The sequence below is a fragment of the Candidatus Goldiibacteriota bacterium HGW-Goldbacteria-1 genome (assembly GCA_002839855.1).
Lineage (GTDB): Bacteria > Oederibacteriota > PGYV01 > PGYV01 > PGYV01 > PGYV01.
Map to the genome: position 1 here is coordinate 33,575 of PGYV01000016.1, position 20,503 is coordinate 54,077.

Here is a 20,503-nt window from a genome sequence, read left to right on the forward strand (position 1 = left end):
ACCTGTCACTTACAACCTGTCACTTACAACCTGTAACCTGTAACCTGTAACCTGTAACCTGTAACCTGTAACCTGCAACTTGTAACTTGCAACTTGCAACTTGTAACTTGTAACTTGCAACTTGTAACTTGTAACTTGTAACTTGTAACTTGTAACTTGTAACTTGCAACTTGCAACTTGCAACTTGTAACTTGTAACTTGTAACCTGCAACTTGCAACTTGTAACCTGTAACCTGTAACTTGTAACTTGTAACTTGTAACCTGAATCGAATCCCTGTATAATTTATATATATTAACTGCAAATGTGACTTGGAGGTAATGAAAACGCATGAAAAATAAGGCTTTTATCGGCATTGTAATCCTGCTGACAGCCGCCATTTTTATTTTTTCCTGCGGAAAGAAAAACAGCTTTACCGCACCTTCACCTGCGCCTGTTATAGCCACAGATACGCCTGCGGATATTACAACTGTACCCACGGCTATTAATACAGGTACAATCACAATAACTTCCACGCATACTGAAATACCTGTTAATTCAATAACATCAACAACCACGATAACAATTACAAACACACTTTTGATAAATTCACCTACCATTACTTTATCAGCTACCGCGACAGCAACGCCGTCAAATTCATCCACGGCGGAAAATTCATCAACCGTTACTTTAACGCAGACACCAACACCTCCATTTACAGAAACTGCAACGCCCACTGCATCTGTTACAAACACGCATAGTTCGCCCACGCTTACAGTAACCATTACAAATACAAACGTTATAACATACAACAGCGGTACCGCGTCAGCGTCATCCAATCCGTTATTTTCCGGCGTTTATGGAAATACGGTAACAATCACATTCAACTGCGGTTCTATAAACTGGCAGGGCCCAAGCCCGATTTACGGCACGTTAAGAATTACTGTTCCCGCGGGATGGAGCCTTCCAAGCCTTGCGGGAAATAATCCCGGCTATTATGAAGTATCGCTTCCGTCAGGCGGACAGCTTGTGGGAATTGACGCGGTTGACAGGACAATGATAATAAAAGTGGCATCGCTTTCAGCTTTAACGGGCCAGGTGGCTGTAACTTATGGATCTATGTCATCGGGCGGGCCGGGCGCGTACATTCCAAACGCCGGGAATTTTACATTTGAAGTGTCAGCTGCAGAGATGGGGGATTCAACGCTTCCTATTGCGGTAAATCCGCAGGTAACAGTTTTAATACCAACGCCATCAGTTACGCCAACCAACACGCCGATAATAGGCGAAGGCACAATGGCTGTCATACCGCAGTATTTGACGCAGAATACAACAGGGAACACAATAATGCTTGTTTACACCGCGGGCGCCGCAGCCTGGACAAGCGATGTTGAAGGCGGAACAATAAGAATAACACTGCCGGCAGGATGGACTCCGCCGGAAGTTGAAGAAGGTTATGCCGGGCAGTTTTCAGCTGTTGCATCATCGGGCGCTTCAATTGTGGGGCTTCAGGAAGATATTATGGATATGATAATAAGGGTGAAAGATCTTCCGGCCGGCGGAACTGTAACTATAATTTACGGGTATAAAAAAACAGGAATTGAACCGGGTTTTGCGACAGCCGGTGCGGGTACTTACACGCTTACAACTTATGTTGATCCGTTCGGCGCGGATATTCATCCTATTGCATCCTCACCGCTTATTCACGTTATACCGCCCACTTCCACAGTCACGGCAACCTTTACCATAACGCCCACGCATTCGGCTACGCCCACAATAACACAGACTTCAACAATAACGCTGACGCATTCAATAACGCCCACGCATTCAATTACTCCCACTTTTTCAATCACACAGACGCACACTTTTTCACCCACAATTACCATAACCGCCACTGCCACAATAACAGCCACTGCGACGGGAACGCCCACGGTGACTAATACTGCCACGCCGTTCTGGGAAGTAATGGGAGCCAAAGGAATATCAAAAGGGCAGGCGGATTTTGATTCAATAGACATTTATAACGGAATCATTTATGTTGTGTATAGGGACCTGGGATACTCGGAAAAAGCCGTGGTGAAAAAATTTGAATCCGGTGTGTGGTCATTTGTAGGCCCCGAAGGGGGAATCTCAGACGGGATTGCCTATGATACAGTAATAAAAGTTCACAACGGTGTGCCTTATGTAGCTTACAGGGATGACACAAAAGGGTTTAAAGCAACTGTAAAAAAGTACACCGGCGGCAGCTGGCAGGACGTGGGCACAGGAGATGTCTCTGCAACTGCCGCGTACGATATCTCTTTTGGGATAGATAAAAGCGATAATACAATTTATCTTGCTTATAGGGACAATGCAGACTATCTGAATGTTAAGAAATTCACGCTGTTTGGGGTGTGGGAAGAAGCGGGTACCACATCACCCTCCGTAAAAACTGCGGAAATATCCCTTTTTGCATACGGCGGCTATGTTTATGTTGCTTTTTCCGACCCGGATAAAGGGTATAAATTAAGGGTGATGGCGTATGATATCTATGACGTTAAAGGCTGGGTTAATTTTGGTTCTGCTGACGGTATTTCAATTGGCAATTCGTATTCGCCGTCGTTGTTTGTATACTCTGACGGGACGCCTCATGTGGCTTTCCGCGATACCGGTAATTCAGGAAGGGTATCGGTAATGAAATATGAAACATCGGCGTGGTCTTATGTGGGGTCATCAACATTCTCCAATACCAACTGCGATTCAATATCCCTGTTTGTACATTCAGGCACGCCGTTTGTGGCATACAAAGACGGGGGCAGGGGAAACACGGTAACTGTGGCAAGAAATAAAACAGGGGTCTGGGAAATTGTGGGCTATGATATTTCAGATGGAGCCGCGGAATTTGTTGATTTGTCATATGACACATCCGCACAGATGCCTTATGTCATTTTCCGTGATGCAACGACAGTGACACCGTTAAAAGCAACAGTGATGAGATATACGGGAAGTTATTAAAAAACGTGGAGGCAATAATATGAAAAAAATAATTATAATATCACTTGTGGTATTTACGGCATTGGTATTTTTGTCATGTAAAAAGAAGGGGGCGCCTGTGCCGTTTCCCGCGCCTGACCCGATAGCTAAAAGCGTGTCTGTGTCAGCGGTGGAAGACGCAAGGGTTCCGGGAATTGAAAAGCGTATTGAATACCTTGAACTTTTCCAGGAAATATACATGTTTGAAATTAACTATTTAAGGAACAACGTAAGGGAGCTGACGCTGGCGTCCGTTGATGCGGAAGACGCGGAAGCACAGGAACTTGCCGCACAGCGGTTTGAGGATGATAAAAGAAGGGCAGAGATGGGAAAGATAGTGGATGAAATAGGCAAAAAGGGAATGGAAAAGATAACGGTTGCCGACCTTAGAAAATACAGGGAACGGATAAGGGAACAGATAGCGGAGTAGTGATTGGATGCTTAGATGCTTGGAAGGTTGGATGGTTAGAAGGTCTGGTTGGAGCGAGCATGCGCAGCGGAAATCCCTGCGATGAAGCGAATATATGAGCGTAAGAAGCAGGGATAGACGCGGGTCTTTAGCCCGCGGATTTTATAAGTAGATTTTAGTAGTGGTAGGCGCACCCTTTAGGGTGCGGCAGTTGGTTTAGTTTTAATGGGTTTTTGTTCTTAATTTCTATTCCTAGAATTTCTTTTCTTACGAGGTTATGCTTTTGCTTAACTGCCTATAGCTTAAACCGCTGTTTCTTCCGTCCCTCCGTGCATCCGTCCTTCTGTTACAAAGCTTTTATATATGGGATATGGGTTAACAGTTTATTGGATAATCCTTCTTATGCAACCTTTTCCCGTTCCATACGTTATAATGTTATGGAGTGAGTTTTTGATTTAACCGAGCCGCTGAGCTGCTGAGCCGCCGAGCTGCCAGGTTCAGGAGGGTTTTTTTGAGTCTTGAAAATGAAAAGGACATAATAAACAGGGCAAAACAGGACCCGCAGGCGTTCGCGGAGCTGTTTGATTTTTATTTTGATAAAATATTCCATTACATCTTGTACCGCACGGGAAACGCGGAAATAGCCAGGGATATAGCGTCCGAGGTTTTCTTTAAAGCCCACAAAAATATAAAAAACTTCCGCTTTATGGGATATCCTTTTTCCGCGTGGCTTTACCGCATGGCGGGAAACGAGGTTATTTCGTACTTCAGGCATAAAAAGTTTGAACCTTCATCCCTTGAAGCGTATCTGGAAGATAATAAAATAGACGGCCCCGCTTCAAGGCAGGACATGCAGCAGGAAATAATAAAAGCGCAGGAACTGGCAGATTCCAACGGCGCGTACTGCGCGGTTAAGCAGGCAATGCTTAAGCTGGATCCGCTTTATCAGGAAGTAATTGTGCTTAAATTCCTGCAGGAAAAATCCATAAAGGAAATATGTGAAATACTGGGTAAAAAAGAAGGCACTGTAAAATCGCTTATTTCAAGAGCGCTGGATATGATAAGGAAAGAGTCGGATATTAAGTATTTTTCGTCCATAAACGGATAAAACGCAACCTAATTTTTTTTGGAACGTTATCAGATATAAGAGCAAAAGGAGAATTAAAATGGAAGAAAAAAACTTTAAAAAAGCGCGGCTGGAAAATGTGACCATACCGCAAAACAGGGAGTTCTTAAGAAATGCCCTTATAAATTCCGCGGCAACAAAAAAGAAATCGTTTTTTAATTTTGCGCCGGTAAAAATAGGCGCAGCCGCTTTTGCGGTAGTGCTTGCGGCTGTTTTTATGGTGGTGGAAGATAATAATAATCCCGGGCAGACTAACAATCTGGGCGGCGTATGGAGCACCTATGATGATTCCGCAGAGGGCAATAACTCTGTTGTATGGCCGCAGGCGCCAAAAGCTTGTGAAAACCTGTTTGAAAAAAGCGCGCCCGGTTTTGGCGGTAAAGGGTATGCGGTGCGCGTTACAGGGAATGCAGGGGATAAAGCAAAAACCACTTTGGGAGTTAATACCTATTTAAGCGAACACGCTTCGTGCCCGCGCTGTTCAGGGATAAATATAACCATGTTCAAAGGTATTAAATTTAAGATGAAGGGCAATATTGCCGGCGGCGCGCTTTACTTTATCCTGCCGCACGAATCCGGCGAGCCGGACGAAAATAAAACTTTATGCCAAAGCCTTACGGATAATAATGATTATACGGCGGATATCAGCGGGCTTGTAAAAAGTGAATGGACAGACGTTAAACTTGATTTTTATAAGTCGTTTAAACAGCCCAAGGGAACCACGGTAAAAATAGATAAAGTGCTTGAAAATGCCAACAGGATTAAATGGGAATGGAAAGGCAATAAAGGTGAAAAGATGGATATTTGGATAGATGAAATTCAATTTTATTAAAATTCCCGGTATCCGGGACAATAAGGAGGAAGGTATGAAAAAGATTACAGCAATGGCGGCAGCGGTAATGTTTGTGTTTTCAGGGCTGGTATTTGCGGCAGAACCGTTTATAGTGGATGACTTTGAAGACGGCAATGTTCAGACAGTAAAGGGCGGATGGTGGTACACGTATAATGATGCAAATGCAGGCGGTAATTCTGAAGTATGGCCCGCGCAGGGCAAGTTTGAATTAAGCAAGCCGGGAGCGGATGGAAAGGGCTATGCAGCAAGGATGAAAGGTACTGCCGGTAATAAACTTGGATGGGATTTTGTAGGAATGGGAGCAACGCTATCGCTTAATTCCGGATGTCCCACGGCAGAACCTGTTGATTTAAAAATGTACACAACGCTTCAGTTTAAGATTAAGGGGAACGTGTCCGGCGGCAGGCTTACGGTGGTGATTCCGTATACTGCCGGCACTTGCGAGCAGGGATCTGATGGTCCTAAAAGTCTTACGGATTGGGCGGATTATGAATGCGGTATTACATCCAAGGTATCCGAGGGTTGGACGACAGTAAAACTTGATTTAAGAAAAGATTTTAAGCAGCCAAAGTGGGTAAAAAAAGAAAATGTAGCGGCGATTGATAAAGTGTTGGAAAACGCGCACAACATCTCATTTCATTTTTCCAGCCCGGACGGCGATAATATGGATATCTGGGTAGACGACATACAGTTTAATTAATAATATTTTTGTAATCCACAAAAAACCCGGGCTATTTTGGCCCGGGTTTTTTATTTATTGTTTTTGATTTGGATTTGGTAGACGCGGGTCTTTAGCCCGCGGCAGTTGGTTTTGATTTGGGGTTTGGTAGCCGCGCCTTTTAAGGCGCGTTGTTTTGCCTTGTTTTGAAAATGGCATCAAAAAAAACGGGCTGTGTATGGCCCGTTTTTTTTATTAATTTAATGGTTATTTTTTTTGCTTTCATTCATGGTGTTTGTTTCTTTTTGGTTTTACGCTTCTGCTTAACTGCCTATAGCTTAAACCGCTGTCTCTTCCGTCCCTCAGGTTCTAAAATATCATTTGATGTTTTTACACAATTGGGTATAATCATTAAAAATTAGCGGAGGGAATACACGTGAAAAAATTATTATTATCAGTATCAATTGTAATTGTTTTGGCTTTATTAATTCCGGCATGCAGCAAGACAGCGCCGGCAGAACCGCAGGCAGAACCTACAAGCGTAAATACTCCCACGATAGGGGAGGCTGTAGACAATATGGGGATTACTTTTGTTATGGGCGGATGTCAGCCCTGGACCGCGGTTACAAATCAGTCATATTCAGGCGGGGATTCTTTAAAAAGCGGTGTTGTTGTTGACGGCTGCGCTTCAAGTATAACCGCCAGTTTTGAAGGCCCGGGAAAACTGGAATATTATGTAAAGACTTCAACTGACAGCGGGGACTTACTGCGTTTTTATATGGACGGTTCCGAATACTTTTCTTATTCGGGGGAAACCGACTGGTATAAAGAAACCCTATATTTCTCTTCGGGCAGCAGCGATGTATCCTGGGAATATGTAAAAAACACGGATGGAATTACCGCCGGAAGCGATGCGGTTTGGCTTGATAATATCACTTATGTTAAAACGACGCCTGTGACGGTTGATTATTTTAGTGATGGTGATATGGTATCGCTGTTTGGTACTGCCTGGGAATCTCTCACCAGCACAGGGTCTACAATATCAGATTTTGGCCTTTCTTCCAGGGAATTCAGCGGATTTGTTTTGGCAATTACAGGCACTGTTCAGGCTGTTGGAACAGGCAGTGTATATAAGGGGCAGCTTGGGGTTAAGGTTAATCTTAGTGAAAGCGGTTCCGTTGATTTAAGGTTTCAGACATTATCTTACGCCGCGAATTCTGTTAAAACCTTAACCGGCAGTGACGCGCTAAAAATTTGTTTTAAAGTAGTTAACACAACAGGCGAATATCTTTTTGCTTCTTTTACGGCGCCATCAGCATGGATTAATGCGGGTTTTGGATTTAACGCTATGCAGGAAGGCGGGGCGTACACTAAAGATGAAGTTCTGGATGACGCAAAAACGCTTGAAATATACCTGCAGCTTGAATCTTCCGTGGAGAATAACACAGCCCCCGTGGAATTGTATCTGGATTCAATCAGCACGTATTAATTTATTTTTTGTTTGGATAATTTAGAGGCGCGGTATCCCGCGCCTCTTTTTTTTGTTTATTTTGATGACTTATTGCTTTGATTATTTTGGTTTTTGTATTGGTAGACGCGGGTCTTCAGCCCGCGGATTTTATCCTTTATCGTAGAGGCGCAATATATTGCGCCTCGTTTTTGGTTTGAATTTTATCCATATTATGTGTGGAGAATTCTTTTTATCCCATCTCAAAAAACGGGCTATGTATGGCCCGTTTTTTGGGATTTGTTTTAATGGTTTTCCTTCCGTCCCTCCGTGCATCTGTCCCTCCGTCCCTCGGGTTTAATCCGTTAAGCTCTATCTTGACATTTGTAAGCCCATAGATTACAATTGTAAGTAATTACCTTACAAAGGAGCAAAGATGAGATTCAATACAAACATTATTATGCAGATGTCATCAGATGCCAAAGTGAAAATTCTTCATTATGTGCTTAAGGACGGGTTCAGGATGACAGGAAGGGAACTGGCCAGAATATGCGGGGTATCGCATTCAATGGCCATAGATACGCTTAAGGAATTTGAGGAAATGAACCTTGTTTATAATTTCAGGGCCGGCAAATCAGTGGTGTGGATGACAAAGACAGACAGCTATGCTTATTTGATAGCTAAAAAACTATATGACAAAAAAGAGGAGTATCTGCCGGTAGAACACCTTAAAACTATGCTGATTGGCAGCCTGCCGAAAGGGATTGTAAAAAGGGCTGTTCTTTTTGGCTCTGTTTCCAGAGGCGAAGAAAACTATAACAGTGACATTGACCTTTTTGTTCTGGTAGAGTCCGAAAAAAATAAGAAAAAAATGGAAGAATTTCTTCAGAATATGTCTTTTAAATGCGGGAAGTTATACGGAAATGTGCTGGGTTTCTATTTGTTGACGGAAAAAGAATTTGCAGCAAAGAAAAATCTTGCTATAATCAGGAATGTGGAAAAGGGGATAAAATTAATATGACAAAAAAAATAGATACAAAAGCAGTGGAAAAATCAATGTGTTCTAATTACCTGCAAAAAGCTGAAGAAAATCTGCGAAGCGCCAGAAAAGCGGTTGAGGCACGGGATTATAATTCGGCGGCCGTAAGTGCAGTCCATTCGGTTATTTCCGCTGCTGATGCATACTGTGTATTTGCTTTGGGCAAACGGTGTTCTTCACCCAAACACGAGGATGCTTCGGAGCTGGTTAAAACAGCCCCATATCCTGACAGTGAAAAAAATGCGGTTTCAAAGGCGTTTATGTCGGTGATACGTATAAAAAACATGGCCGAGTATGAGGAACGTCTTGTAAAACAGAAGGAAGCTGAAAAGGCTGTAATGGAAGCCGGGGAACTTTTAAATATGGTAAAGGTTAAACTGAAATGAAAATATACAAATGCAGTTTATCAAGTCGTGAATCAGGTGATGACGCTGTTTTTATTTTAACTAGATATATAGGGATAGATATATCAATGTACTCCGGGATATTGAAGTGAAAAAGACGACTTTAATATTCTTTTTACTAAGTTTAATTTGCTGTTTTATTTATACGTATAATATGAATTCTCTTGATTATCAGAGCAAACTATTGAAAAGAAAACGGACACAGTATATAGATTTGATTAATCGACTTAAATTATTTGAAGACGACTCGTTTAACATCGTAAGAGGTACAAATAAAAAAATGTCATATATTTTAAAGGGTAAAGAATATATTATTGAAGATAGAAATTTGAATAATTTATTAATCAAAGCAAATGTTTATAGTTTAAGCAGGGAAGAATATAACAAGAATTATATTTATTTTTTTAGGACGTCTTGGGCTGCGAATTGTGGGCTGATATTTGTGGAAAGTCCTGGAAATATATTAACAAAAGAGGTAAATCACGTATTGAAAGAAGCATATCATACAGAAAAAATTAATGATTTGGGATGGTATTATTGGAGATACAAAAGTAGGGAGTGGTAATAACATTATTATTAGTAGTTTGGAGAAAAAGGTTTTAGAGCCTGATTTGAAACTGCGTGCCAACCATAAGAATAAATTAACACCAAGTCTTGACTCAAGACACTATAAGAATAAATGGCAATAAATATAGCGTTTTTGTTTAATTTTAATAAATAGGGTGTTTTTTGTTAGTTAAAATAAAGTGTGTTGTTAAAATCAACTGCCGCGCATAATACCGGGCAATACTATTATAGGCTCGGTATTAAAAAGGCGCGCCTGCCACGGCAAAACTAAATCCAAGCTGCCGAGCTGCTGAACCGCCGAGCTGCATTTCTTTCGCAAGCACCCAAAAAACTATTGCCAAAATCAAAACCTTGTTGTATTATCATTTTAAATTTGCTTATTGAAATTTAACGAGGTAATGGATGATAGAAATGAAAGTTAGCGGGCTTGCCACGGATTCCACATCGCGCATGCCCATTGTGATACTGTCTGATAAGGAAGAAAAGCGATACCTGCCCATCTGGGTGGGGGTTTATGAATCAGATGCAATCTTAATGGCGCTTGAACACATAGAAGTACCGCGGCCAATGACACACGATCTTTTAAAGGTTATTCTGGAAACAACAGGGATAGAAGTTGAAGAGGTTATGATATCTGCCATTAAAGAAAACACCTTTTTCGCGAAGATTATCCTGAACGACGGAAAGACTGAATACGAAATTGATTCCAGGCCGTCAGATGCCATAGCGCTTGCGCTAAGGACGGACGCCCCTATATTTGTGGCGGAAAACGTAATTATGGAAGCCACTATAATGGATAAAGAGAAATACGAAAAAGAAATGCAGGACTTCAAGGAATTCTTAAAAGACATTAAGCCTTCGGATTTTCATAAGTAAAAAATTTTTCAAAATTAAAGATGGAACGATGTTTTAAGATACGGTAGGCGGTTCTTAAACAATGAAAATGGACAGTGATTTAAGGGAAGGGCTTAAAAGTTTAGGCACGCTTGGCACACTTGGTTTCACCCTTGTAATATGCACGTTTGCGGGGCTTGGAATCGGGCTTTTGCTGGATAAACTTACCGGATTAAAGCCGGTATTTACTATAATATTTCTGCTCTTTGGAATAGTATCCGGATTCGTCAATATCTTTGTGAAGACGGGAAGGTTTAAAGATGACGCCAAACGTTAAGGTTTTTATTATGCTTGTTATATTGGCAGCAGTTTCAATGGCGGCGGCTTTTTTTGATTTAAGGCTGGCGCTGGGGGCTGTTTCCGGCATTATGCTTTTTGCCTTAAATTACCTGGCGATAACGTTTACGGTAAAGGGTATTGTTTCCGGCGACGGGCAGCCCGTGCAGAAAGCGGTATCTGTGGTCATGATATACATGGGCAAGATACTTGTAATAGGCGCGGCGGTGTTTGCGGTAATAAAGTTCAGGGAAGTGATTTCAATAAAGGGCTTTTTAGCAGGCATTTTTGCGGCAACAGCCGCGGTTCTTATAGGGCACACGCTTTTATTTAAAGAAAATAAAAAAACTATATAAAGGAGACGCAATGGGAGAATCACTGCACTATCATTCATTTATCCCTTTTCTTGACAATCACGCTTTTACCATTGTCCTTATGATGATGCTGGATTTCGCCATAGTAATTTTTATACTGTGGCTTGGCAACCTGAAACGCGATTTAAGGCCAAAGGGCGCGCAGAATCTTGTGGAATGGTTCATTAAATACATAACGGATTACGCGGATTCCGTAATAGGCAAGCAGGCGCCGCGTTACTATCCCATACTTTTAATGCTTTTTATGTATATTCTTGTCGGCAATTTAATGGGGTTAATACCGGGGCTTATTTCGCCCACCAGCATGCTTACCGTTACTGTCACCCTTGCTATTTGTGTTTTCATAATGGAATGGTTTGAAGGCATACGGGTAAAGGGCATTATCAAATACCTTGCGCATTATACGGGCGGGGACGCGGTTCCGGGCTGGCTTAAACCGTTTATGTTTTTTGTGGAATTAATGAGTGACATTTCAAGGCCTGTATCACTCTCTTTCAGGCTTTTCGGAAATATTATGGCAAAAGAAATATTACTTGGCGTCCTTATCGTGCTTGTTCTTTTGTTCTGGCCCACAGTTAATTCAAACGCGATAAGCGCGATGATGGCGGGTTTTTCTTTTGTATTAAGGCCGCTTATAATTGTGCTTGGCGTCCTTGTAAGTGTTATTCAGGCGGGGGTTTTCACCCTGCTTACAGCCATATATATCAGCGGAGCGGTAGCTTCGCATGAACACAGCGAAGAACATTAATTCAAATATATTAACAGGAGGTGGAAGATTTTGAAAAAGTTCAGGTTTGTAGTGCTTATGGCAATTTTTGTAATGGGATTAGTTGGTGTAGCAATGGCAAGCGAAGCGGCAGGCGCGGCGGGAAAAGCGACAAATGAAAGCGTTACTTTCTTTGCGTTCTCCGTTTTAGCGGCAGCGTTGGGTGTAGGGCTTGCAGCACTTGGATGCGGAATTGGACAGGGAATGGCCACAGCGAAAGCTGCGGAAGGCGTAGCAAGGCAGCCGGAAGCTGCAGGTAAGATTCAGGGTGTCCTTATCCTTGGTCTTGCTATCATTGAATCACTTACAATTTACGCGCTTGTTGTAGGCCTTATCCTTATATTTGCAAACCCGTTCAAGGATCTTTTCATAGGATAGTATTCACGCGGGCCGCAAGGCCCGCTTAGCACTCATAGAAATAACGGATTATTAAAAGGCATATAATAGAAATAATTAAATCCCAAAAGGGATAAAATACAGGAGGATAAAAATGGTTTCAGTAGATAAAGCGGTGTTGCTGGTACAGCTTATAACTTTTCTTTTGGCGGTTCCTATGATATGGATATTCTTCTTAAAGCCGCTTATCAGGACGCTTACTAACAGGGAAAAATACATCACGGACACGCTTGATAAAGTGGAAAAAGACCGCGATGAAATGCAGAAGATGAAAGAAGAATACGAAACAAAGATGAGGGAGATGCACTTAAACGCCTCCGCGGCGCTTGAAAAAGCGGTTGCAGAAGGCGAAAGGTCAAGGCATGAAATAATTGAAACCGCAAAAGAAGAAGGGCATAAGCTTATAGTTGAAGCAAAAAAAGAAATTGAAGCGGAAAAAGTTAAAGCGATAGAAGATGTAAAAAGCAGCATTGTTGATATAGCTGTTATTGCTGCGGAAAAGATTGTAAAGGCAAGCATGTCAAAGAAAGCGCAGGCGGATATTGTTCAGGACGCAATTGAAAATATAGGAAAAAACTAAAAAGGGTGATTAGATGATAAACACTACGTTACCTACAAAATACACCGAAGCGCTTTTTCAGGCGGCGGCGAATTTAAACCAGATAGAAAAAGTAAGGGAAGACCTGCAGCTGTTGCAGTCCGCGGTTTCAGCCAACCGTGATTTTGCGGCGATTCTTGGCCACCCCGGCGTAAGCAAAGCGGATAAAAGGGCGGTTGTCACAAATGAATTTAAGGAAAAGATTTCAAGGCTGGCGCTTAATTTTATGTGCCTGCTGATAGACAAAAAAAGGGAAGCGCTGTTATTTTCCGTTTACGAGATTTACTCGCAGAAAGCGGACGAGCTTGCCGGCATAAAACAGATTCAGGTAAAGACCGCGTACACATTAACGCCGGTTGAAGAAGCAAAGGTTTTGGCACAGCTTGAAACTTCATTTAAAAAGAAAGTGCGCATGGACGCAAGGGTAGACACCGGAATCCTTGGCGGAATTATAGTAAGGGACAGGATGACATTAATTGACGCAAGCGTAAGGCAGTACCTTGACACAATGAAAAAGGAACTTAAAGAGGTAAAGAAAAAGGCAAAAAAGAGCCCGAAAAAACCAGCAAAAAAGAACACAAAAAAGAAAAAATAACTGACATACCTCAAGGAGGAAGCAATGCAGATAAGACCGGATGAAATTACAGGAATTATCAAGGCGCAGATTGAAAATTATGAAACAAAGGTTACTTTAAGCGAAGTAGGCGAAGTAATTCAGGTAGGCGACGGTATTGCCCGTGTGTTCGGGCTTGACAACGTTATGTCCATGGAGCTTGTAGAATTCCCCGGAGGCATAATGGGTGTCGCGCTTAACCTTGAAAAGGACAATGTCGGCGTGGTTTTAATGGGCGACGATAAAGGCATCAAGGAAGGCGATATGGTAAAACGTACCGGGAAAATTTTATCCGTTCCGGTAGGCGATGAAATGATAGGAAGGGTTGTCAACGCGCTTGGAGTCCCGATAGACGGCAAAGGGCCTATTAACACCTCTAAAATAAGGCCGGTAGAAGTCATAGCGCCGGGAGTTGTTGACAGGGATCCGGTTAACGAACCCATGCAGACAGGCATCAAAGCTATTGACGCCATGATACCGATAGGCCGCGGACAGCGCGAACTTATAATCGGCGACAGGCAGACAGGCAAGACCACAATTGCAATAGACGCAATCATCAACCAGAAAAATTCAGGCGTAATCTGCATATACGTTGCCATCGGGCAGAAACAGTCCACTGTGGCAAAAGTTGTAAATACCCTTACACAGTACGGCGCTATGAAATATACAATCGTAGTATGCGCCGGCGCTTCTGAACCCGCGCCTGTCCTTTATATGGCTCCTTACGCGGGCTGCGCAATGGGCGAAGAATTCATGTGGCAGGGCAAGCACGTGCTTATAGTTTATGACGACCTTTCAAAACACGCTGCCGCTTACAGGCAGATGTCGCTTCTGTTAAGAAGGCCCCCGGGCCGTGAAGCTTATCCGGGAGACGTTTTTTATCTTCACTCAAGGCTTCTGGAAAGGGCTTCAAAGTTATCAGCAAAACTTGGCTCCGGCTCCATTACCGCGCTGCCTATAATTGAAACACAGGCCGGCGATATTTCGGCTTATATCCCGACCAACGTTATTTCCATCACAGACGGGCAGATATTCCTTGAAAGCAGCCTTTTCTCCGCGGGTGTAAGGCCTGCCATTAACGTAGGGCTTTCAGTATCAAGGGTCGGCGGCAACGCTCAGATAAAAGGTATGAAGCAGGTTGCGGGAAAACTTAAACTTGACATGGGACAGTACAGGGAACTTGCGGCTTTCGCGCAGTTCGGCACAGAGCTTGACAAATCATCCGAAGCACAGCTTTCTTTAGGCCGCAGGATGGAAGAAATATTAAAACAGGGAAACAATCTGCCGCTTCCCGTTGAAGACCAGCTGGTTATAATCTACGCCGGTATCAACAGGTTCCTTGATGACGTGGCGCTTGAAGACGTAAGGGAATTTGAAAAAGGGCTTTTAAAATACGTCAATGAAAAGCACGGCGACGTGATAGAAGACCTGAAAAAAGAAAAAAAGTTTACGGACAACATCAACAAAAAGATAGACAAGGCAATATCGGAATTCAGGGCAACGTTTAAAAAATAAAAAAGGAGCTTTAAATGGCTACTTTAAGGGACATCAGAAAAAGGATAAAAAGCGCCCAGAATATTCAGCAGATAACAAAGGCCATGAAAATGGTCTCTGCGGCCAAGCTGCGCAAAGCCCAGGACAGGACTTTGGCATCAAGGCCTTACGCTGAAAAAATCTCGCAGGTAATAGGCGAGCTTATGTCAAGCGACGCGGGCTCGCGGTTTCCGCTTTTAAAAGAGCACCCGGAAGTAAAAAAAGAAGCTGTAATACTTGTCACGGCTGATAAAGGGCTGTGCGGAAGCTTCAACGGCAACCTGGCAAAAGAAGTCATGATGATGATGAGGGAAAATCCGGACATGTCGCTTTTTTACATCGGCAAAAAAGGGTTTGACCTTTTAAAAAGATTTGGCAAGGAAAATGAAAAATTCAAATTCAATGACCGTTACATAGGCTGGCCGGACGTGGAAGAGGTTGGCAAAATGGTAATAGATAATTTCAGCTCCGGCAAATACGGAAAGGTTACGCTTATCTACAGCAAATTCCAGACAAATTTAACACAGAATATAATCAAGAAACAGCTTCTGCCGGTGGTGTTTGAAGGCAGCACGGAACAGCACGCTAAAAGGGATTTCATATATGAACCTTCGGAAAAAGCCGTGCTTGAAAATCTGTTTGTAAGGTACGTTAAGACAACCATCTACAGCGCGGTGCTTGAATCGCAGGCTTCCGAACACGGGGTCAGGATGGCTTCAATGGAAAAGGCCACAAATAACGCGAACGATATGATACGCAGCCTTACCCTTCTGGCCAACAAGACAAGGCAGGCGGCAATTACAAACGAAATTCTGGAAATAGTGGGCGGAGCAAACGCCATAAAAGGTTAGTAAATTTAAAAACAATAAAAACGGCTAAAAGCCAATAATTAAGGAGGAAGAAGGCATGAGCGAAGGAAAAGTGGTACAGGTTATAGGGCCTATCATAGATATTGAATTTTCGGGAAAGCTTCCGGAAATTTACAACGCCGTAAAGGTTACCGGAAAATATGAAATGAACGGCGAAGAACACGAAATTAACTTAACTACAGAGGTTGCCACCCACGTGGGCGACAACACTGTACGCTGCGTGGCCATGAGCTCCACAGACGGCATAAGCCGCGGCATGAAGGCAAAAGATACAGGAGAGCCCATCAGGGTGCCTGTAGGCGAAGCCACACTTGGAAGGGTATTAAACGTGCTTGGCGAACCGGTGGATTATTTAGGGCCGGTTAAGACAGACAAGTTCAGCGTTATCAGAAGGCGTCCTCCTACATTTGAAGAACAGGCAATTAAGACAGAAATGCTTGAAACAGGCATAAAGGTTATTGACCTGCTGTGCCCGTACCCTAAAGGCGGAAAAGTAGGCTTGTTCGGCGGCGCCGGTGTGGGCAAGACTGTTGTTATTATGGAACTTATCAGAAACATCGCGCAGGAACACGGCGGCTATTCCGTATTTGCGGGAGTAGGCGAGCGTACAAGGGAAGGTACAGACTTAAGAAATGAAATGATGGAATCCGGCGTTATCAGCAAGACTTCGCTTATATATGGACAGATGAATGAACCCCCGGGCGCAAGGTTAAGGGTGGGTTTAACAGGCCTTACTGAAGCTGAATACTTCAGGGATGAAGCCGGCAAAGACGTCCTTTTATTCATAGACAATATTTTCCGTTTCACGCAGGCAGGTTCAGAAGTTTCCGCGCTCTTAGGCCGTATGCCTTCAGCTGTAGGATACCAGCCGAACCTTTCAACAGAAATGGCGGAGCTTCAGGAACGAATCACTTCAACTAAAAAGGGCTCCATCACATCGGTTCAGGCCATATATGTTCCTGCCGATGACTTAACTGACCCGGCGCCTGCAACAGCCTTCGCGCATCTTGACGCGACAACTGTTTTAAACAGGGCGCTTACATCGCTTGGTATTTACCCCGCGGTTGACCCGCTTGATTCCACATCGTCAATTCTTACGCCTGAAGTTGTCGGCGAAGAACATTACAATGTGGCAAAAGAAGTGCAGAGAATTCTTCAGAGATATAAAGATCTTCAGGACATTATCGCCATCCTTGGTATAGACGAACTTGCGGAAGCAGACAGGCTTATAGTGGGAAGGGCAAGAAGGATACAGAAATACTTAAGCCAGCCGTTCTTTGTGGCTTCGGCGTTTACAGGACAGGAAGGAAAATACGTGCCTGTAAAAGAAACAGTATCGGGCTTTAGAAAACTTGTATCCGGCGAACTTGATAACCTTCCGGAACAGGCTTTCTATATGACAGGCAGCATTGATGAAGTAATTGAACGCGCAAAGACAATGGTGTAACGGAGAAAAAAAATGGCCAATTTGATAAAACTTGACATAGTCACGCCGGATAAAAAAATATTTGAAGGCGAAATAAAAAGCCTTGTGGCTCCCGGAATTGACGGTGAATTTGGAATACTTCCGGGGCACGCGCCGTTTGCCACTGCGCTGGCGCCGGGTGTGGTTGAATTAAAAAGGCCCGACAACACGCAGGAATTAATGGCAGTCAGCGGCGGCTACATTGAAGTGGCGCATGACAGCGCTGTGCTTCTTGTTGAAACGGTTGACAAAGCCGGTGAATTTGACATAGAGCGTATTAAACGCAACAAGGAAGAGCAGGAAAAACTTCTTAAGTCTAAAACGCAGCATGACGTGGATTACGACAGGATACAGATGGAACTGATGCGTGAAATGTCCAGGCTTAAGGCTGTGGAACTGCTTGCCCGGCGCGGAAGATAAAAATGCGTTACAGGCTGCTGCCGTTATTTTTTATGGCGGTAATGTTTTTTGTTTCGTGCGGCAAAAATGTTGAACTTTCAAAAGAAAAATTTACAGCCGTTCAGCAGGGTGAGCCTTCAACAATGTCTCTTACAACAATGCTGCAGTACCGGCCGTTTTTTATAAGATGGGAAAAAGGGAATTTAGTTGAAAAAAACGCGTTGTCTCCCAAACCTTCCTGGAACCGCTTTATGGCGATGAATCCGGAAGGCTTTGTTATCAGAAAAAAATCACCTGAAGGTATCACCCAAATCCCGGCGGTTTATATTGAAAATATAGAAATAAGCCCCAACCGCAGCCTGGCCGCGTTTACCATCAAATTGGGTTCTTCGCTTAACGGATCTGTGGGAATAGCGGATATAAGGCAGAAGAAAGTAATATTCAACGAAGAAGTGGAAGACCGCCCCGCGCAGCCGCCCGCAAGGATGAGCATTGCAATAAGGGACGCATTTTTTAAACCGGTGTTCTCGGATGACAGCAGGTATCTTGCCTATACGCGTTATAATTATCTTAACACCCGCCATATCCGCATAAGAAATATTACGGACGGCACATTCAATGAAATTGACAATGCCATGCTTCCGCAGATGGCAGGCGGCAATATTTATTATATGGCTTACAAAAAAGGGAATCCCGCCCTTATGCTTATGAAACGCGGTATTACCGGCGGGGATGCGGTAAAAATTGGTGATGTTACAGAGAATATGGTAAATTTTATGCGTTTGAACAATTCTGTATATCTGGCAACGTGGGAAGGTTTTTATGAAGTGGCAAACGGCAGTCTTGTAAAAAAATTTGATTTTGAAGATATAAAAAAATACGGTGAACAGGCGGAAATAACCGCAGCTTATCTGTCATCGCAGGAAGGCCTTAATTACCTGTTTTTAACGGTTAAACATAAAAAAGACGGTGATTACAAATGGCGCGTTTATGGAAGGCTTTTCTGAAATTTTAAAATAAAATTTTATAATACGAAAACCACAAAAAACACAATAAAATAAGGGCTTTTTTGGCGCAACAATTGCGCGCGAGGGTTGTCTAAAACTGTTGTACGATGCCGTTTTATATGGGGTAAAATATCCTTGACACCCTATGGGCAAAATGATATATTTTATTTAATTATAATCGAGGTGATTGTTAATGATAAAAAGGTATTTAATTACGGCTGTTACGGCTGTATTTATGTTTGTTTTAACGTTAACTTCATATGCTGACCAGGGCACAACTTCCGCTGTATTTTTAAAGCTGGAGCAGGGTGCAAGGCCTATTGCAATGGGCGGGGCTTACACGGCAGTTGCGGACGACGTACATTCAATTCTTTGGAATCCTGCGGGCTTATCACAGCTTCAGGGATTTCAGGTATCATTTATGCATACTATGTGGTTCGCGGATATTTTTTATGACTATCTTGCGCTTGCATATCCTGCCGGTGAAATTGGTACTTTTGGGCTTTCGGTGGTTTATGTAAATTCAGGGGATATTAAAAAGTGGGATATTTTAGGAAATCCGCAGGGTTCGTTTAATTCTTCTGACCTTGGTTTTGGTATTGCCTACGGTACCACAATCAATAAGGACCTTTCCCTTGGCGTGACTATAAAACTTTTTAATTCCGCAATTGACGACAAATCAGCTTTTGGTTTTGCCGGTGACATCGGCGCAATATATACCACCCCCGTTGAAGGGTTAAAAGCCGGAATAGCATTTCAGAATCTGGGCCCAAAATTTGGTTTCGGTGAAGCGTTTTTGCTTCCTATAAATTTCAGGGTGGGTTTAAGCTATTCGGCGGTGAGAAATCTTATCTTAAGCCTTGATTACATCCAGCCCATAGAGACAAACGGAATCGTAGCGGCGGGCATGGAATACTGGTACAGGGATCTGCTTGTTTTAAGGCTTGGCTATCAGTATCAGGGAATGCTTGATAAAAACTATTACTATGAAAACTACGCCGGCCCGTCAATACTTGCGGGATTTGTAATCGGCGCGGGAATAAAGATAGATATATATTCGGTGGATTACGCGTACAGACAGTACGGTGTTCTTGAAAGCACACACAGGATAGGGCTTACGGTTAAGTTTAAGTAAAATGCACACGCTTGAAATCAACACCACAAAAAGGTGTGAGCTGGTTGAAATAACAGCTGATGTGCAGGCGGTGGTTGACTTAAATAAAGCGCGGGACGGAATGGTATTTTTAATGGTACCTCACACTACTGCGGGCCTTACCGTTAATGAAAATGCAGACCCTGCGGTAACAAAAGATATACTAAGAAAAATGCAGGATATGATTCCGGTTAATGACGGCTATATTCACGCCGAAGGCAATTCGGATTCCCATATTAAACAGTCTTTGTTTGGCTGTGAAATGTTTTTTATTGTTGAAAACGGAAAGCTTGTCCTTGGTACCTGGCAGGGGATTTATTTCTGCGAATTTGACGGGCCAAGAAAAAGAAAAATACACATAAAAATAACAGGATGACTTCATAGGAGGAACTAAATGGCGCGTGTTGTATTAAAAAACATCTGGAAAAAGTACGGAAACGTGACAGCTGTTAAGGACGCAAACATCACATGTGAAGACAAGGAATTTTTAATCCTTGTAGGGCCGTCAGGCTGCGGAAAGACAACCACATTAAGGATGATAGCGGGCCTTGAAGAAATCACATCCGGTGAAATGTACATTGATGACAAGCTTGTAAATGACATTCCGCCAAAAGACCGCGACATAGCCATGGTTTTCCAGAACTACGCTTTGTACCCTCACATGACGG

Annotated in this window: 25 protein-coding genes; 24 read left to right on the forward strand and 1 reads right to left on the reverse strand. The window is 43.0% G+C overall.

The window, feature by feature from the left end:
* Positions 1-9: 9 nt before the first annotated feature.
* A complete protein-coding gene (locus tag CVV21_12510; protein ID PKL90484.1) occupies positions 10-354 on the reverse strand; it encodes a hypothetical protein in 345 nt (114 codons plus the stop codon).
* On the opposite strand from CVV21_12510, the gene CVV21_12515 reads away from it, so the two are divergent.
* The 24 genes from CVV21_12515 to CVV21_12630 all read left to right on the forward strand — a co-directional run.
* Positions 329-2,971 (forward strand): hypothetical protein, encoded by a 2,643-nt coding sequence (locus CVV21_12515; protein ID PKL90485.1) that lies wholly within the window; start codon positions 329-331, stop codon positions 2,969-2,971. The two genes, CVV21_12510 and CVV21_12515, sit on opposite strands and share 26 nt — an antisense overlap.
* 19 nt (positions 2,972-2,990) lie before the next feature.
* A complete protein-coding gene (locus CVV21_12520; GenBank protein ID PKL90486.1) occupies positions 2,991-3,419 on the forward strand; it encodes a hypothetical protein in 429 nt (142 codons plus the stop codon).
* Between the two features lie 451 nt (positions 3,420-3,870).
* Positions 3,871-4,506, forward strand: a complete 636-nt coding sequence (locus tag CVV21_12525) for a hypothetical protein (GenBank protein ID PKL90487.1) — start codon at positions 3,871-3,873, stop codon at positions 4,504-4,506.
* A gap of 58 nt (positions 4,507-4,564) precedes the next feature.
* Positions 4,565-5,356 carry a hypothetical protein gene (locus tag CVV21_12530; protein PKL90488.1) on the forward strand — a complete coding sequence of 264 codons (792 nt, stop codon included), beginning with the start codon at positions 4,565-4,567 and terminating at the stop codon, positions 5,354-5,356.
* Entirely contained in the window at positions 5,337-6,077 is a 741-nt protein-coding gene (locus CVV21_12535; GenBank protein ID PKL90489.1) for a hypothetical protein, read from the forward strand. The genes CVV21_12530 and CVV21_12535 overlap by 20 nt, the downstream gene beginning before the upstream one ends.
* Before the next feature lie 394 nt (positions 6,078-6,471).
* Positions 6,472-7,524 carry a hypothetical protein gene (locus CVV21_12540; protein ID PKL90490.1) on the forward strand — a complete coding sequence of 351 codons (1,053 nt, stop codon included), beginning with the start codon at positions 6,472-6,474 and terminating at the stop codon, positions 7,522-7,524.
* 394 nt (positions 7,525-7,918) lie between these two features.
* The gene (locus CVV21_12545) at positions 7,919-8,503 is read left to right on the forward strand and encodes a hypothetical protein (protein PKL90491.1); all 585 of its coding nucleotides are present in this window, start codon (positions 7,919-7,921) and stop codon (positions 8,501-8,503) included.
* On the forward strand, positions 8,386-8,907 hold the full coding sequence (locus CVV21_12550; GenBank protein ID PKL90492.1) for a hypothetical protein: 522 nt from the start codon (positions 8,386-8,388) through the stop codon (positions 8,905-8,907). Before CVV21_12545 ends, CVV21_12550 begins: the two co-directional genes overlap by 118 nt.
* A 202-nt stretch (positions 8,908-9,109) precedes the next feature.
* Positions 9,110-9,490 (forward strand): hypothetical protein, encoded by a 381-nt coding sequence (locus CVV21_12555; GenBank protein ID PKL90493.1) that lies wholly within the window; start codon positions 9,110-9,112, stop codon positions 9,488-9,490.
* A 404-nt stretch (positions 9,491-9,894) separates the two neighbouring features.
* Positions 9,895-10,368: a hypothetical protein gene (locus tag CVV21_12560; GenBank protein ID PKL90494.1), complete on the forward strand. Its 474-nt coding sequence runs from the start codon at positions 9,895-9,897 to the stop codon at positions 10,366-10,368.
* Between the two features lie 61 nt (positions 10,369-10,429).
* Positions 10,430-10,663 carry a hypothetical protein gene (locus CVV21_12565; protein ID PKL90495.1) on the forward strand — a complete coding sequence of 78 codons (234 nt, stop codon included), beginning with the start codon at positions 10,430-10,432 and terminating at the stop codon, positions 10,661-10,663.
* The gene (locus CVV21_12570; protein PKL90496.1) at positions 10,647-11,018 is read left to right on the forward strand and encodes a hypothetical protein; all 372 of its coding nucleotides are present in this window, start codon (positions 10,647-10,649) and stop codon (positions 11,016-11,018) included. Before CVV21_12565 ends, CVV21_12570 begins: the two co-directional genes overlap by 17 nt.
* A gap of 10 nt (positions 11,019-11,028) precedes the next feature.
* The gene (gene atpB, locus CVV21_12575; protein PKL90497.1) at positions 11,029-11,784 is read left to right on the forward strand and encodes an ATP synthase F0 subunit A; all 756 of its coding nucleotides are present in this window, start codon (positions 11,029-11,031) and stop codon (positions 11,782-11,784) included.
* Positions 11,785-11,841: 57 nt separating this feature from the next.
* Complete coding sequence (atpE, locus tag CVV21_12580) at positions 11,842-12,180, forward strand: ATP synthase F0 subunit C (protein ID PKL90509.1); 339 nt, start codon at positions 11,842-11,844, stop codon at positions 12,178-12,180.
* Between the two features lie 112 nt (positions 12,181-12,292).
* Complete coding sequence (gene atpF / locus CVV21_12585) at positions 12,293-12,778, forward strand: ATP synthase F0 subunit B (protein ID PKL90498.1); 486 nt, start codon at positions 12,293-12,295, stop codon at positions 12,776-12,778.
* 13 nt (positions 12,779-12,791) lie between these two features.
* Positions 12,792-13,391, forward strand: a complete 600-nt coding sequence (atpH, locus tag CVV21_12590) for an ATP synthase F1 subunit delta (protein PKL90499.1) — start codon at positions 12,792-12,794, stop codon at positions 13,389-13,391.
* 24 nt (positions 13,392-13,415) lie between these two features.
* Complete coding sequence (locus tag CVV21_12595) at positions 13,416-14,924, forward strand: F0F1 ATP synthase subunit alpha (protein ID PKL90500.1); 1,509 nt, start codon at positions 13,416-13,418, stop codon at positions 14,922-14,924.
* A 14-nt stretch (positions 14,925-14,938) separates the two neighbouring features.
* Positions 14,939-15,793: an ATP synthase F1 subunit gamma gene (gene atpG, locus CVV21_12600; protein PKL90501.1), complete on the forward strand. Its 855-nt coding sequence runs from the start codon at positions 14,939-14,941 to the stop codon at positions 15,791-15,793.
* A 55-nt stretch (positions 15,794-15,848) separates the two neighbouring features.
* Positions 15,849-17,258: a F0F1 ATP synthase subunit beta gene (gene atpD / locus CVV21_12605; GenBank protein PKL90502.1), complete on the forward strand. Its 1,410-nt coding sequence runs from the start codon at positions 15,849-15,851 to the stop codon at positions 17,256-17,258.
* Between the two features lie 12 nt (positions 17,259-17,270).
* Positions 17,271-17,696 carry an ATP synthase F1 subunit epsilon gene (gene atpC / locus CVV21_12610; protein PKL90503.1) on the forward strand — a complete coding sequence of 142 codons (426 nt, stop codon included), beginning with the start codon at positions 17,271-17,273 and terminating at the stop codon, positions 17,694-17,696.
* 2 nt (positions 17,697-17,698) lie between these two features.
* A complete protein-coding gene (locus CVV21_12615; protein ID PKL90504.1) occupies positions 17,699-18,682 on the forward strand; it encodes a hypothetical protein in 984 nt (327 codons plus the stop codon).
* 193 nt (positions 18,683-18,875) lie between these two features.
* On the forward strand, positions 18,876-19,817 hold the full coding sequence (locus CVV21_12620; GenBank protein ID PKL90505.1) for a hypothetical protein: 942 nt from the start codon (positions 18,876-18,878) through the stop codon (positions 19,815-19,817).
* A 1-nt stretch (position 19,818) separates the two neighbouring features.
* A complete protein-coding gene (locus CVV21_12625) occupies positions 19,819-20,211 on the forward strand; it encodes a hypothetical protein (protein PKL90506.1) in 393 nt (130 codons plus the stop codon).
* 18 nt (positions 20,212-20,229) lie between these two features.
* A partial coding sequence (locus tag CVV21_12630; protein ID PKL90507.1) for a sugar ABC transporter ATP-binding protein occupies positions 20,230-20,503 on the forward strand: 274 nt, incomplete at its 3' end.

Excerpts from the sequence above, each read along its gene's own strand:
- atpC (PKL90503.1), top strand. The coding sequence starts at position 17,271 with ATGGCCAATTTGATAAAACTTGACATAGTCACGCCGGATAAAAAAATA.
- CVV21_12595 (PKL90500.1), top strand. The coding sequence starts at position 13,416 with ATGCAGATAAGACCGGATGAAATTACAGGAATTATCAAGGCGCAGATT.
- CVV21_12625 (PKL90506.1), top strand. The coding sequence starts at position 19,819 with ATGCACACGCTTGAAATCAACACCACAAAAAGGTGTGAGCTGGTTGAA.
- atpD (PKL90502.1), top strand. The coding sequence starts at position 15,849 with ATGAGCGAAGGAAAAGTGGTACAGGTTATAGGGCCTATCATAGATATT.
- CVV21_12510 (PKL90484.1), bottom strand. The coding sequence starts at position 354 with ATGCCGATAAAAGCCTTATTTTTCATGCGTTTTCATTACCTCCAAGTC.
- atpF (PKL90498.1), top strand. The coding sequence starts at position 12,293 with ATGGTTTCAGTAGATAAAGCGGTGTTGCTGGTACAGCTTATAACTTTT.
- CVV21_12520 (PKL90486.1), top strand. The coding sequence starts at position 2,991 with ATGAAAAAAATAATTATAATATCACTTGTGGTATTTACGGCATTGGTA.
- CVV21_12530 (PKL90488.1), top strand. The coding sequence starts at position 4,565 with ATGGAAGAAAAAAACTTTAAAAAAGCGCGGCTGGAAAATGTGACCATA.
- atpB (PKL90497.1), top strand. The coding sequence starts at position 11,029 with ATGGGAGAATCACTGCACTATCATTCATTTATCCCTTTTCTTGACAAT.
- CVV21_12560 (PKL90494.1), top strand. The coding sequence starts at position 9,895 with ATGATAGAAATGAAAGTTAGCGGGCTTGCCACGGATTCCACATCGCGC.
- atpE (PKL90509.1), top strand. The coding sequence starts at position 11,842 with ATGGCAATTTTTGTAATGGGATTAGTTGGTGTAGCAATGGCAAGCGAA.
- CVV21_12515 (PKL90485.1), top strand. The coding sequence starts at position 329 with ATGAAAAATAAGGCTTTTATCGGCATTGTAATCCTGCTGACAGCCGCC.
- CVV21_12545 (PKL90491.1), top strand. The coding sequence starts at position 7,919 with ATGAGATTCAATACAAACATTATTATGCAGATGTCATCAGATGCCAAA.
- atpG (PKL90501.1), top strand. The coding sequence starts at position 14,939 with ATGGCTACTTTAAGGGACATCAGAAAAAGGATAAAAAGCGCCCAGAAT.
- CVV21_12535 (PKL90489.1), top strand. The coding sequence starts at position 5,337 with ATGAAATTCAATTTTATTAAAATTCCCGGTATCCGGGACAATAAGGAG.
- CVV21_12570 (PKL90496.1), top strand. The coding sequence starts at position 10,647 with ATGACGCCAAACGTTAAGGTTTTTATTATGCTTGTTATATTGGCAGCA.
- CVV21_12565 (PKL90495.1), top strand. The coding sequence starts at position 10,430 with ATGAAAATGGACAGTGATTTAAGGGAAGGGCTTAAAAGTTTAGGCACG.
- CVV21_12615 (PKL90504.1), top strand. The coding sequence starts at position 17,699 with ATGCGTTACAGGCTGCTGCCGTTATTTTTTATGGCGGTAATGTTTTTT.
- CVV21_12550 (PKL90492.1), top strand. The coding sequence starts at position 8,386 with ATGCGGGAAGTTATACGGAAATGTGCTGGGTTTCTATTTGTTGACGGA.
- CVV21_12620 (PKL90505.1), top strand. The coding sequence starts at position 18,876 with ATGATAAAAAGGTATTTAATTACGGCTGTTACGGCTGTATTTATGTTT.
- atpH (PKL90499.1), top strand. The coding sequence starts at position 12,792 with ATGATAAACACTACGTTACCTACAAAATACACCGAAGCGCTTTTTCAG.